This is a genomic window from Acidaminobacterium chupaoyuni (assembly GCF_047936785.1).
GTDB lineage: Bacteria > Bacillota > Clostridia > Oscillospirales > Butyricicoccaceae > Acidaminobacterium > Acidaminobacterium chupaoyuni.
In genome coordinates this window covers 1428268-1439906 of the sequence record NZ_CP176394.1, presented here as the reverse complement: position 1 = coordinate 1439906, position 11639 = coordinate 1428268, and the positions used below count along the sequence as shown (strand labels likewise).

13 protein-coding genes and 1 other RNA gene are annotated in these 11639 nt (G+C 51.0%); 5 read left to right on the top strand and 9 right to left on the bottom strand.

The features are described 5' to 3' along the window. Window positions 1–13: 13 nt before the first annotated feature. Entirely contained in the window at window positions 14–1048 is a 1035-nt protein-coding gene (locus ACJA3I_RS06825) for a zinc-binding metallopeptidase family protein (RefSeq protein WP_458861859.1), read from the bottom strand. A gap of 9 nt (window positions 1049–1057) precedes the next feature. After that, window positions 1058–2443, bottom strand: coding sequence for a UDP-N-acetylmuramoyl-L-alanine--D-glutamate ligase (gene murD, locus ACJA3I_RS06820; RefSeq protein ID WP_458861858.1), 1386 nt, complete (start codon window positions 2441–2443; stop codon window positions 1058–1060). A 182-nt stretch (window positions 2444–2625) separates the two neighbouring features. On the opposite strand from murD, the gene rnpB reads away from it, so the two are divergent. Then, window positions 2626–2981: RNase P RNA component class A (gene rnpB / locus ACJA3I_RS06815), an RNA gene on the top strand. Between the two features lie 191 nt (window positions 2982–3172). Continuing rightward, window positions 3173–3829 carry a GntR family transcriptional regulator gene (locus ACJA3I_RS06810; protein ID WP_458861857.1) on the top strand — a complete coding sequence of 219 codons (657 nt, stop codon included), beginning with the start codon at window positions 3173–3175 and terminating at the stop codon, window positions 3827–3829. Between the two features lie 218 nt (window positions 3830–4047). Here the strand turns inward: ACJA3I_RS06810 and ACJA3I_RS06805 are convergent, their stop codons facing one another. Beyond that, window positions 4048–4902 carry a YitT family protein gene (locus tag ACJA3I_RS06805; RefSeq protein WP_458861856.1) on the bottom strand — a complete coding sequence of 285 codons (855 nt, stop codon included), beginning with the start codon at window positions 4900–4902 and terminating at the stop codon, window positions 4048–4050. Window positions 4903–5161: 259 nt separating this feature from the next. Here ACJA3I_RS06805 and ACJA3I_RS06800 point away from each other — a divergent pair, with 259 nt between their 5' ends. Together ACJA3I_RS06800 and ACJA3I_RS06795 are read left to right on the top strand one after the other, a co-directional pair. After that, a complete protein-coding gene (locus tag ACJA3I_RS06800) occupies window positions 5162–5830 on the top strand; it encodes an ABC transporter ATP-binding protein (RefSeq protein WP_458861855.1) in 669 nt (222 codons plus the stop codon). A 20-nt stretch (window positions 5831–5850) separates the two neighbouring features. Then, the gene (locus ACJA3I_RS06795) at window positions 5851–6330 is read left to right on the top strand and encodes a deoxycytidylate deaminase (protein WP_458861854.1); all 480 of its coding nucleotides are present in this window, start codon (window positions 5851–5853) and stop codon (window positions 6328–6330) included. Between the two features lie 125 nt (window positions 6331–6455). On the opposite strand, the gene ACJA3I_RS06790 is transcribed toward ACJA3I_RS06795, so the two are convergent. The 5 genes from ACJA3I_RS06790 to ACJA3I_RS06770 form a co-directional block, all read right to left on the bottom strand. Beyond that, on the bottom strand, window positions 6456–6740 hold the full coding sequence (locus ACJA3I_RS06790; protein ID WP_458861853.1) for a permease of phosphate ABC transporter: 285 nt from the start codon (window positions 6738–6740) through the stop codon (window positions 6456–6458). Between the two features lie 69 nt (window positions 6741–6809). Then, window positions 6810–7328 carry a prolyl-tRNA synthetase associated domain-containing protein gene (locus ACJA3I_RS06785; RefSeq protein ID WP_458861852.1) on the bottom strand — a complete coding sequence of 173 codons (519 nt, stop codon included), beginning with the start codon at window positions 7326–7328 and terminating at the stop codon, window positions 6810–6812. 16 nt (window positions 7329–7344) lie between these two features. Further along, window positions 7345–7893 carry a phosphohydrolase gene (locus tag ACJA3I_RS06780; protein ID WP_458861851.1) on the bottom strand — a complete coding sequence of 183 codons (549 nt, stop codon included), beginning with the start codon at window positions 7891–7893 and terminating at the stop codon, window positions 7345–7347. 95 nt (window positions 7894–7988) lie between these two features. Then, window positions 7989–9560, bottom strand: coding sequence for a serine hydrolase domain-containing protein (locus ACJA3I_RS06775; protein WP_458861850.1), 1572 nt, complete (start codon window positions 9558–9560; stop codon window positions 7989–7991). Between the two features lie 18 nt (window positions 9561–9578). Beyond that, a complete protein-coding gene (locus tag ACJA3I_RS06770; RefSeq protein WP_458861849.1) occupies window positions 9579–9848 on the bottom strand; it encodes a hypothetical protein in 270 nt (89 codons plus the stop codon). A gap of 122 nt (window positions 9849–9970) precedes the next feature. Between ACJA3I_RS06770 and ACJA3I_RS06765 the strand changes: the two genes are divergently transcribed. Then, a complete protein-coding gene (locus ACJA3I_RS06765) occupies window positions 9971–10384 on the top strand; it encodes a C-GCAxxG-C-C family (seleno)protein (protein ID WP_458861848.1) in 414 nt (137 codons plus the stop codon). A 63-nt stretch (window positions 10385–10447) separates the two neighbouring features. On the opposite strand, the gene ACJA3I_RS06760 is transcribed toward ACJA3I_RS06765, so the two are convergent. Beyond that, complete coding sequence (locus ACJA3I_RS06760) at window positions 10448–11638, bottom strand: FAD-binding protein (protein WP_458861847.1); 1191 nt, start codon at window positions 11636–11638, stop codon at window positions 10448–10450. Between the last annotated feature and the right edge of the window lies 1 nt (window position 11639).

The following is an 11639-nucleotide window of genomic DNA, read 5'->3' as shown; positions in this document are numbered from 1 at the left end:
GCTTCACCCTCCCTTATAATCTGCCGCCAAAGCCGCCAACGAATTCCGCCAGCAAACGGCCGGTGGCGCGCACATCGGAAAGCTTCAGCAGTTCCACCGGGGAATGCATATATTTCAGCGGAAGCGACACCACCGCGGTAACACAGCCGCTTTCCACGATCTGGATCGACCAGGCGTTTGTGCCGCTGTGGGAGGCGATGGCCTCCACCTGATAGGGGATTTCCTTGGCGCGGGCCACTTCCGTCAATCTGCGGGCAAACAGCGGGATGCTGTTTGCGCCGAAACCGATCACCGGGCCGCCGCCCAAATCATAAACGCGGTCTGCCGAAGTGCTGTCTGCGGTTTTGGCGTGGGTCACATCCACCGCGATGGCATAGTCGGGGCGTTCCACATAAGCGCGGGCGCGGGCGCCCTGGCCGCCGACTTCTTCTTTTGTGCTGCCAACGACCACCAGATCCACTTCCAGCGGTTTTTCTTTCAGCAGCTCCAGCGCATACAAAATGCAAACAAAGCAGGCGCGGTCATCCATCGATTTGCCGCAGATGATATCGTTTTGCAGCTGCACGGATTCCTGCGCAAAGGCGATATAATCGCCCACCTTCACCTTTTTGCGCGCTTCTTCCCCGCTCATGCCCAAATCCAGAGTCATTTCGCTGATAGGCACCGATTTTTTCTGATCGCCGGGGTTTTGCAGGTGCGGCGGTGTGCTGGTGACGATGCCCAAAAGCGGCCCGTCTTTTGTCAACACGGTCAGTTCGCTGCCGGGCAGCATACGCTGATCGACGCCCATGCCGATGAAACGGCAAAAACCTTCTTCCGTTACTTCCGTCACCAGAAACCCGATCTGATCCAAATGGGCATCCAGCATCAGTTTTTTTGCGCCGGGTTTTCCGCAGGAACGATAGCCCGTCACATTGCCGAGCTTGTCGATTTCCACGCGATCGACCAGCGGGCGCAGCAGCTCGGCCGCCAGTTCGGCAACGCCGAATTCATCGCCCGAAACGCCGTAAGCATTGGTCAATTTCAAAATAGATTCAACGATTTCCATTTTCATCCCTCATTTCAATGCATTCACCATATTTTTATAAGCTTCGCCCTTCGTCATGAAGTTGGGGTAAGCATCAAACGACGCACATACCGGCGAAAGGGTCACGATATCGCCTTTTTTGGCGTATTGATAAGCCGCGTTCACCGCTTCCTGCAAAGTGGCGCATTCGATCATCTGGATCGAGGAGTTTTCGTAATATTTCGATTGTTCCACCGCCGCGCGGATCTTGGGGGCCGTTGCGCCGTTTAAGATCAGCAGCTTGACATTGCGGCAGGCTTCATCGCCATATTCATCAAAGGGGATCTTTTTATCATAACCGCCAACGATGGCGATCACTTTCTGATCGAAAGAATGCAGCCCCGCGATGGCTCTGGCCGGGCTTGTGGCAATGGCGTCGTTATAATATTTCACGCCGTTGAGTTCACGCACGAATTCGATGCGGTGTTCCACGCCTTCAAATTCCATGGCGGTCTGCCTGACATATTTCATATCGGCATATTCGGAAACCGCGCACATCGCCGCCATATAGTTTTCAATATTATGCGTGCCGGGGATACGGATCTCGGAAGCTTCCATCACCGGCGTCATGCGCCCGCCTTTGCAGCGAAAAATGGTTTGCCCATCAAAAAACGCGCCGTTTTCGGGCTGTTCTTTGCGCGAAAAGGTTTGCAGCGCGCCCTTTGCTTTTTTGGTCATGCCGGCGGTCAGCTTGTTATCGGCGTTCAAAATAAGCAGGTCGTTTTTGCGCTGAGCCATAAAGATGTTTTCTTTGGCCTGCACATATTCTTCCATCGATTTATGCATATCCAGATGGTTGGGGGTCACATTGGTGATCACCGCCACATGCGGGCTTTTTTTCAAAGTCATCAGCTGAAAAGAAGAAAGCTCCAGCACGGCGAAATCCGCCGGGGTCATTTCGCCCGTCATGCTTAAAAGCGGCTGGCCGATGTTGCCGCCGACCCAGGTTTTCTTCCCGGCCCGGTGCAGAATTTCATTGATCAGCGTGGTGGTGGTGGTCTTTCCGTCAGATCCTGTCACGGCCAGAATCGTGCAGGGGCATACATCAAAAAAGACTTCCATCTCAGAAGTCACAATGCTTCCTTTCAGGCGAGCCTGCTCTAATTCGGGCACATCGGGGCGAATGCCCGGTGATTTAAAAATATAATCCTGATCTAAATTTTCAAGATACCCGCGCCCAAGGCGCAGAGAGACCCCCATCTCGGCGAGCTGAGAAGCGATCTCGCCAAGCTGTTCTTCGTTTTTTTTATCGCAGGCGGTCACCGCGGCGCCGGCCTTGACCAAAAGCGAGATCAGCGGGCGGTTGGAAACGCCGATGCCCAAAACGGCAACCCGTTTCCCTTTCATTTTCTCTAAGAATTGTTCAAATGCTGTCATGCACATTCCTCCCTGTCTCGAAACTGGGAATTTTTTCTTAATCCTTTATTTCCCTGCTCTTCTTATTGTAGCGAATATCCGGTCTTTGTCAATCTAAACCTCTTGCCTTTTCAAAAGGATTTCCTTCAATTTTTCGCGATAATGATTGACAATAGGCGTTTTTTTCGACTATACTATCAAAGTGAGCAAGCTGGGCAGCCGCGCATACAGCATCGAAAGGTCGTATGTGAGGAAAGTCCGGGCTTTATAGGGCAGGATAGCGGATAACATCCGCCGAAGGTGACTTCAGGACAAGTGCAACAGAGAAATACCGCCGCTTTTGCGGTAAGGGTGGAAAGGCGGGGTAAGAGCCCACCGATCTTTCAGGTAACTGCGAGATCCTGTAAACTCTATCCAAAGCAACACCGCCAGAAAACAGCGCCTTCGGGCGCAGAGCTTGCCCGGCTCGTTTTCGTTAGGTGGCTTGAGGCATCTGGCAACAGGTGTCCCAGATAGATGGCTGCTGAAACAGAACCCGGCTTATAGGCTTACTCATGTTATATGGCAGAGGAATGCGCATCAGCATTCCTCTGCTTTTCTTTCGTCTTGCGCCGTTTTAGAAATTGCAGTATAATAAAAAAACAACCATCCGCTTTTCCGAAGACCCCTTCTCCCCTTCCCGCGCCCGTTTTCCGGGCCGTCTTTGCGGCGGGGCCTTTCGATCTTCTTCGTTCAAAGAAAGGATATCTTATGAAAAAATTTGATAATTCTCTTTCCAGCAATCCGCTGAGAAAGCATGTGTATAAAGAAATCGAAAAAGCCATTTTAGACGGCGTTTTTGCGCCGGGCGATGCGCTGACAGAAGTGAAGCTTTCCAACGAGCTGGGCGTCAGCCGCACTCCCGTTCGTGAAGCACTGATGCAGCTGGAACTGGAAGGTCTGGTGAAGACCGTGCCCAATAAAGGCGCTGTGGTGGTGGGCGTCACCAGCAAAGATATCGATGATATCTATAATATTCGTATGCGCATCGAAGGGCTTGCCACCCGCGGCGCCGCCGAAAACATCGATGAAGACGAGCTGGAAATGCTCAAGCAGGTGGTGGAGCTTCAGGAATTCTTTGTCACCAAAGAAGATTTTCTTCAGGTGTGGCAGCTGGATAACCGCTTTCACGAACTGATCTACGATTCCTGCGGAAGCCGCCCTTTAAAACAGATCCTCTCTCTGTTTCATAACTACATCCAGAAAGCCCGCGAATATTCCGTGAAATCCGGCCGCGCCGCTGCTTCCACGGCGGAGCATCGCGCTATTTTAGATGCCATTACCGCCCACGATCTGGATACCGCCGAAGCCGCCATGGTGCTTCATGTGCGCAATGCGCGCGATGCATTTTTTGAATATATGGAATGATCGTTTTGCCTTTTGAGGCAGACTGATGCGTTTTTGCGGCAGGCATAAAATGTCTGCCGCTTTGTTATGATAAAGCTTCCGAACGCCTTCTGTTTTTCTGACGCCGCCTTTTTAAGATCGTTTCGAATCCAAACGATTTAGCTTGAAGAGCAAAAAGCCCGCCAAAAGGAAAGATTTCCTCTCGGCGGGCTTTTGAACTGTATTTGCCTTTCGGCGTTTTATTCCTGGCGGAACCCTCTGCCGAAGATCTCGCTGGAATTTGACATCATAATAAAGGCCTTCGGCTCAATCTCTTTGATATAGCGGCGCAGTTTGGCCGCTTCGGCCGAAGTGAGGGCCGTGAAAACAATGGTTTTGGGGTCGTGGGTATAAGCGCCTGTGCCATCGCAGCTGGTGGCGCTTCTTTTCAGTTCATGGGTGATATAATCGCAGATCTTCTCTTTTTCGCTGCATACCACATTGCAATATTTCACCTGGTTCAGCGAAGCGATCACATTATCGATCAGCAGCGCTTTGATCATCAAACCGGCAAAAGAGAACAGCAGGGTTTCGATGCCGAACACAAAGCCCGAGAGAAGAACGAACACCAAATCGGTGTAAAAAAGCGCCTGGCCGATGTTGAAATTCGAATATTTCTTCAAGATCATCGCGATCACATCGGTTCCGCCGCCGGAAGCATTGAGGAAAAACAAGATCGCGGCGCCCACGGCGGGCAGCGCAATGGCGAACCCCAGTTCCAACACAGGCTGATTGGTCAGCGGGGCCGACATGGGGAAAATTCTTTGAAAAAGCGAAAGCAGCACAGACAGCAGCAGGCTGGTATATACCGTTTTGGCGCCAAAGCTTTTGCCCAGAAAAATAAAGCCGACCACCAGCAAAACCATATTCGCCGCGAAAGTGAAATCACTGGCGGTGATGGGAAGGAATTTTGAAGCGATGACCGCCATGCCGGTGACGCCGCCAAAGGAAAAATGATTGGGGAATTTGAAAAAATAGACCCCAAGGGCGATCAACACCGTTGCGAAGGTCAATAACAAAATTTCTATGGGTTTCGTGATTTTTTTACTGTTCACAAAATCTCTCCCTTTCTTTCTGTATATCCAATACTATACTCTTTTCTTTTTTGAAAAAACAAGACTTTCGCGTAAAAAAAACCTGTATACATTGCTCCCTTTCTTTTCTGCTGTATGTTCCGCCCGCTGCGGGGAAAAATGAAGAAAAGGTTTGACAATGTTGGGTGGAATCCGTATCATAAAAACAGGATTTTGCGGCCGCATCTCACCCGTTTCAAAAAAATCAAACCCTTTATTTTTTTGAAAGGATCTTGATATTTTGATTCAGCTTGAGAACATCACAAAAATCTATCCCGGCGAAGAAAATGATATTTATGCGCTGAAAGAGGTTTCTTTAACCATTGAACGCGGGGAATTCGTGGCGATCGTGGGCCGTTCCGGCAGCGGAAAAAGCACTTTGATGAACATTCTTGGCTGTTTAGACCGCCCCACCACAGGCACATATTCTTTCTGCGGCCAGGAAGTCAACCGAAAAAGCCCAAAAGAACTGGCGCTCCTGCGCAACCAACATATCGGCTTTATTTTTCAAAGCTTTCACCTTATCTCATCGATGACGGCTTTGGAAAATGTGGAACTGCCGCTGGCTTTTCGCGGTGTTCCGCCGGCAAAACGCCGCCAGCTGGCTTTGGAAGCTTTGGAAAGCGTGGATATGCGCGACCGCGCCGATCACCGCCCTTGCCAGTTATCCGGCGGCCAGCAGCAGCGGGTGGCCATTGCGCGGGCCATTGTGCCGAATCCCGAACTGATTCTCGCCGATGAACCCACGGGCAATCTTGACCCCGCTTCGGGTGAACGAACAATGGGCATCCTAGAGCAGCTTCACCGCGGGGGCAGCACTGTTGTGTTGATCACTCACGATCGGGCGGTGGCGCAGCGCGCCCAGCGGCGGCTTGAAATCTATAACGGGCTTTTAAACCAAACAGAATAGATCGGTCAGGGGGATTTGATATGGAACGAATCGATAAACAGAATTATTATCTCGATATCGCCGAAAGTGTGTTAGAGCGCGGCACCTGCCTGCGCCGCAACTATGGCGCCATCATCGTTCGCAACGATGAAATCGTGGCCACCGGCTACACCGGCGCGCCGCGCGGCCGCAAAAACTGCAATGACCTGGGGTTTTGCATGCGTGAACATCTTAAAATTCCTTCCGGCCAGCGCTATGAGCTTTGCCGCTCTGTTCATGCCGAAGCAAATGCCATCATTTCGGCATCGCGCAGCAGCATGATCGGCGCTGCGCTTTATTTGGCCGGGCGCGATATGAAAACGGGCGAAATGCTGGATTATCCGGAATCCTGCTCCATGTGCCGCCGGCTGATCATCAACGCCGGCATCGACACCGTGGTAACGCGAAACCGCGCGGGCGAATTAAAAGTCGTGCCCGTCAGCGAATGGATCGAGCAGGATGATTCCATCCAAAGCCTATAGAGCCTGTTCTTCCCCGCGCTTTCAAAAATGATATAAAAAATATCCTTGCTTCGGTTTAACGGGCAAGGATATTTTTATAAGCTGTTTTGCGGGAATGGTGTTTATTTTGTCATGAAACAGAAAAATCACAGAACATAATCATCCATGGAAAAATCATCTTCTGTTTCGTAATCATCTATTTCCGCATCTTCACGATGCTTTTTCACACAAAAAGAAATGAATTTGGTCATCAGCGGAATGTAAGTCGCGGTGAACACCGCGGCAGCGCCAACCAAAAGCGGCATTTTTTTCTTCTTCGGCAGATAGATCCCAATGATGATCCCCACCGCACAAAGGCAGAATTTCAGCAGCGCCAAATCTTTCCATGTGCATTTTTTCAAATAACTGTCGGCATAATCAAACAATTTCATAAAGGGCACCGTCCTTTCTTGCCATGATTATAGCAAACTCTTTTTTATTTTACAACAGCTTTGCCCCGATTATTCCACTTCGCCCGTAATTTCCAAATATTCGGGAATATGGCCGGTATGCTGCAGAAAAACTTCCTGAAAATCTTTCATGCCGATGGCAACGCTGGCGGTGTTTTTGCAGGGATGCACACAGAAGGAATCCAGCTTGGCCACATCGCGGTCGATGAGCAGATGCACCGTGTGCTGTGGGTCAAAAATCAGCCCCATGGGCGAAATAGAGCCCGGATGAACGCCCAGCAGCTCATAAAGTTTTTCTTCGTTGCCAAAGCTCAGGCGCGCTTTCCCGATTTTTTTGGAAACTTCGGCCGTTCTGAATTTTTTATCTTCCCCGATGAGCAAAAGGTAAAACTCGGTCTGCTGGCGGTTTGCCAAAAACAGGTTCTTGCAAAATTCGGCGCCCAGTTTCTCGCCGATGGCCTTGCAGTCTTCCATGGTGGCGGCTTCTTCATGTTCCAAAGCTTTATAAGGGATGTTCAGTTCTTCCAACACTTGATAGATCGTTTGAGGACATGCACGCTGAAGTTCCATTTTTCTTCCTCCACTGCTATTTTGTTAAAATATCATAGGCGTCAAGCCATTCTTTTTCCACTTCTTTTGGGGAGCATTCCGAAAATTCCGGCTGGTTTTTCATCGTGAACGAAGATTCAAACAGCCGCCCCGAAGGGTGAAGCGCTTCAAATTCCGCGCAGAGCATGGCGTCATCGATCTGCTTGCAGCAAAGCCGTTCTTCTTCACCCAGCGGCCACAATCCGCAGGCTTTTAAGATCACCGTCTGCAGCTGTTCTTCCAGTTCCAGATATTCCGTCAGACGCGCTTTCACAGGTCGCGTGATATCGGCAATATAGGCTTCTGAAGCATCATGCACCAGGCATAACAGGCAAATTCTTTTGGAATATTCCTGTGCCTCGGCTTCCTTCCAGCAATTGATGCTATGCTGCGCCACAGAATAAAACCGGCGCAAATGTCCCCCTGCCCGGCAGACCAAAGAAAGCGCATGGGCGATATCTTCGGGCTTGATCTGTTCGGGCAGCGCCGCATAGGGATCCATCTCGACCCCGCAATAGGTGTTGATCGCCTTACGCTTCTGTTCCATATCATTCCTCTTGTTTTCCAAGCGCCCCTTTTGCGGTGCACCGCCTTTTCGCCAAAACAAGGCCCGCCGCGGCAGACCTTGTTCCTTTATTTTTACTATTCCGCCTTTGTAAAGCCAATATGCCTTACACGGCCTCCGTCCAGAACCAAGCCGATCACCTGATTGCCGGAACCACGGGTAAAACGCAGGATCGAAGTGACCTCTCCCAGATCCATCAGATAAGCATCTTTTCCGCAGGGATAAATGCGCTGTTTCCCATGCCGGATATGGGAAGCAAACAAGCAGCCGCCCTCTTCGAAAATCTCATAAGCGGTTTCCAGTTCCGCGCTTTCATAGCGGCCCTCATATTCCAAAAGCTTTTCTTCGTTTTCAGTGGCTTGAGAAAGCTTTCTTAAAGCAAAAAGGTTCAGCCCCATCTGCAGCGCCGCTTTTTCCCTGCCCAGATAAACACGGTCTGCCGTATACCCCACCTGCCAGCAGTTCCCGCTGATCTGATGCAGCCGGGGCGCGCGGGCGCCGCTGCCCAGATATAAGTTCCCATCGCGGCAGGTAATGACTACGCGAATCAGGCTGGGGCTCACCGCCATATAAATGCCCGCCGCGTTTTCGGCTTCTTCGGCTTCTTCTTTGAAGCTTTCGGCGGCTGACGCCGTTTCGGGCAGCTGAAGCACAAGATCGGCGATTTTGCGGGCGGCCACGCCGGGAATCGTGTTTTGTGTGTTGCAGACAATGGCGATTTCCAGATCATCCTGATCGAAACACATCACATGGGCGCGGTAAGCCGCATCCACACCGCCATGTTCAAAATATGAATGCCCTTTATAGCTGCCAACCATCAGCCCGCCGCCATAGATGCTTTTGCTGCCATCCGCCAGAACAGGTGTGGTCTTCATCAGCGCCACCGTTTCTTTGCTGCAGACCGAGGGGTTTCGGTAATGATCCAGCAGGCGGATCAGATCATGGCTGGTGGTATGCAGCGAAGTCGCGCCATAGGCGGCAAAGTTGATCACATGATAGCAAAACTTGCCTTCGCCGTTATCATCATAAGAATAGGCTTTTTCGGGGATGATCTGCGAAAAATGTTCTTTCACGCAGGTATGATCCATGCCCAGCGGTTTAAAGATTCGCTCTGTTGCGAATTCATTCAGGCTTTTGCCGCTCAGGCGTTCCACCATTTCGGCAAGAAGCGTGAAATTTGAATTGCTGTAAAGGTATTCGCTTTTCGGTTCAAAATTCAACGCGCGCTGCATGGAGATCGCCGTTTTCAGATCTTCCATGGTGATGGTATCATCGATGCGCACCCCGCGCAGCATCAGCAGTTCCCATTGGTCGCGAATGCCGCTGACATTGTTCATCAAATCGCGCACAGTCACCGGTTCTTCAAAATGGATCAGGTCGGGCACATAAGCGCGGATATCTTCATCGAGTTTCAGCTTTCCGTCTTCGCAAAGCAACAAAGCCGAAAGCACGGTGACCTGTTTGGAAACCGAAGCCACATGAAACCGTGTCGTTTCATGGATGGGTATGCCATGCTCTAAATTGGCATATCCGAAACAGCGATCATAGATCACTTTTCCGCCCTTTTTCACCGTGACCTGGCCGCCGGGGCATTCCCCCTTTTGCCATAGCGCAAAAATAGAATCGATCTGATCGATAAGTTCTTTCATGTCGGCACCGTTCCTTTCTTATTTCGCGGCTTTCTGCTCTCTTCTCCAATAAATATAATAAAGTGTCAGGTCGATGGCCACCATCACAAAGTTGATGATATATAAAATCAAAACGATATCGCGGCTGTAAACCAGTTTATTGATGATACCGGCCACATAGCCGATTTCAATGATCACCAAAAACCCTAAGCTTTTGCCTTTTGTGCTTTTGTTCTTCAAGGAAGTCATGATGTTTGTAGGCCATGCCGCGCCGAAACAAATCAGCATGATCGCTTCATAAATACTCATTTCTTTTTCCTCACTTCTGCGTTATAATATTTTTGCGAGAGATAGTTAAGTGCCTTATAAAGGGTAACATACCTCATCGCAGATTGCAAGAATGTTAAAATTAAAATTGAGGGGTCGATCTTATGTTGAAAGAGGCAGCAAAACACTATTATATCGATTTGAACCGCAGCTGTTCAGAAGCCGTTTTTCTGGCCGCCAATGAAGTTTATCATCTGGGCGCCACCGAAGAAAGCTTCAAGCTGATCGGCGCTTTCAGCGGCGGGGTCTGCTGCGGAAGTGTCTGCGGCGCCGTGGCAGGCGGAGCCGCCGCTTTGGCTTTGAAAATCGGCGATTACGGCGTTTATGCCCACGAAAATCTGCCGATGCGCCAAACGATCAAGGCCTTTGTGACGGAAGTGCAGGAGAAGATGGGCAGTGAACTCTGCCGCCAGCTGAAGCCGCAATATCACACAGCAGAAACCCGCTGTCTTGCCTGCGTTCTGAAAGTGTGCGAACTTCTGGAAGGCTATATGGAGGCCGCCTCTCAGCCCCAATAAACAAGCCTTTTCTGCCGAAACAAGGGAACCCATGCGCATTTTGCCGCGCATGGGTTCTTTTTTCTATTTCGTCTGCGGCTGTTCCCGTTCCAGCTGCGCGATCAGTTCTTTCAAAAAGCCGACGCAATCACCGCAAATGCCATAATGCGCCGTTTTAAAAATCGGCGCGTCGGGATCGGTATTGACGGCGATGATCCGTTCGGAACCGCTCATGCCCGCCAGATGCTGGATCGCCCCCGAAATGCCGCAGGCCAAATAAAGCTTCGGCGCCACGGTTTTGCCCGTCTGCCCCACCTGAATGGGATATTCGGCCCAGCCGGCATCGATCAGCGGGCGGGTTGCCGCCACCGCCCCGCCCAGAAGTTCGGCCGCCCTTTGCGCCAGTTTGATATTTTTGCGCGAACCGATGCCTTTTCCCACCGCAACGATGATCTGGGCGTCGCCGATGCCTGCGCTTTTTTCGGCTGTCAAGCGCTGCAGGATCTTCGTTTTGCGCGAAAACGCCGCGGGCTTCAACGGAACGACCTGCCCCCGTGCCTGCCCGTCGGGCAGCCCCTTTTTCATCACACCGGGCCGAACCGTGGCCATTTGCGGTCTCGTTCCGGGGCAGATGATGGTGGCCATCAGATTGCCGCCAAAGGCGGGGCGGGTCTGCTGCAGCAGCTTTGTTTCGGGGTCGATCTCAAGCACTGTGCAATCTGCCGTCAATCCGGTATGCAGCGCCGCCGCGACCCGCGGCGCAATGCTCCGCCCAAACTCTGTGGCCCCATATAAAACGATCTCCGGACGATATGCTTCGATGGCCTGTGTCACCACCAAAGCATGCAGCTCGTCATCCCCTTCCGCCGCGTCAGGCTGTTCATAGAGCAAGACCTTTTCTGCGCCATAGGCGATCAGCTGTTTTGCCGCGTCTTTCATGTTTTGGCCGATTAAAATGGAAAAAATGCTGCATTTTAAGTTATTTGCAAGTTCTTTCGCTTTACACATTAATTCCAGGGTAACATCGGCAATTTTCCCCTGTTGTGTTTCTGCCGCCACCATAATGCCGTGATATTCGCCCAAAGATAAAGAAGCTTTTTTGCTTTCTCTCTCAATGGCGCCCAACCGACAGGTATCCCGGCAAATGCCGCAGGCGATGCAGTCTTCGCCGATCACCGCTTTTCCATCCACCAGCTTGATCGCGCTTTGCGGGCAGCTTTTGATGCATAAGCCGCAGCCAACGCATTTTTCAGAAATGACTTTCATTCCGGCCATA

Excerpts from the sequence above, each read along its gene's own strand:
- ACJA3I_RS06825 (WP_458861859.1), bottom strand. The coding sequence starts at position 1,048 with ATGGAAATCGTTGAATCTATTTTGAAATTGACCAATGCTTACGGCGTT.
- murD (WP_458861858.1), bottom strand. The coding sequence starts at position 2,443 with ATGACAGCATTTGAACAATTCTTAGAGAAAATGAAAGGGAAACGGGTT.
- ACJA3I_RS06810 (WP_458861857.1), top strand. The coding sequence starts at position 3,173 with ATGAAAAAATTTGATAATTCTCTTTCCAGCAATCCGCTGAGAAAGCAT.
- ACJA3I_RS06795 (WP_458861854.1), top strand. The coding sequence starts at position 5,851 with ATGGAACGAATCGATAAACAGAATTATTATCTCGATATCGCCGAAAGT.
- ACJA3I_RS06790 (WP_458861853.1), bottom strand. The coding sequence starts at position 6,740 with ATGAAATTGTTTGATTATGCCGACAGTTATTTGAAAAAATGCACATGG.
- ACJA3I_RS06785 (WP_458861852.1), bottom strand. The coding sequence starts at position 7,328 with ATGGAACTTCAGCGTGCATGTCCTCAAACGATCTATCAAGTGTTGGAA.
- ACJA3I_RS06780 (WP_458861851.1), bottom strand. The coding sequence starts at position 7,893 with ATGGAACAGAAGCGTAAGGCGATCAACACCTATTGCGGGGTCGAGATG.
- ACJA3I_RS06775 (WP_458861850.1), bottom strand. The coding sequence starts at position 9,560 with ATGAAAGAACTTATCGATCAGATCGATTCTATTTTTGCGCTATGGCAA.
- ACJA3I_RS06770 (WP_458861849.1), bottom strand. The coding sequence starts at position 9,848 with ATGAGTATTTATGAAGCGATCATGCTGATTTGTTTCGGCGCGGCATGG.
- ACJA3I_RS06765 (WP_458861848.1), top strand. The coding sequence starts at position 9,971 with ATGTTGAAAGAGGCAGCAAAACACTATTATATCGATTTGAACCGCAGC.
- ACJA3I_RS06760 (WP_458861847.1), bottom strand. The coding sequence starts at position 11,638 with ATGGCCGGAATGAAAGTCATTTCTGAAAAATGCGTTGGCTGCGGCTTA.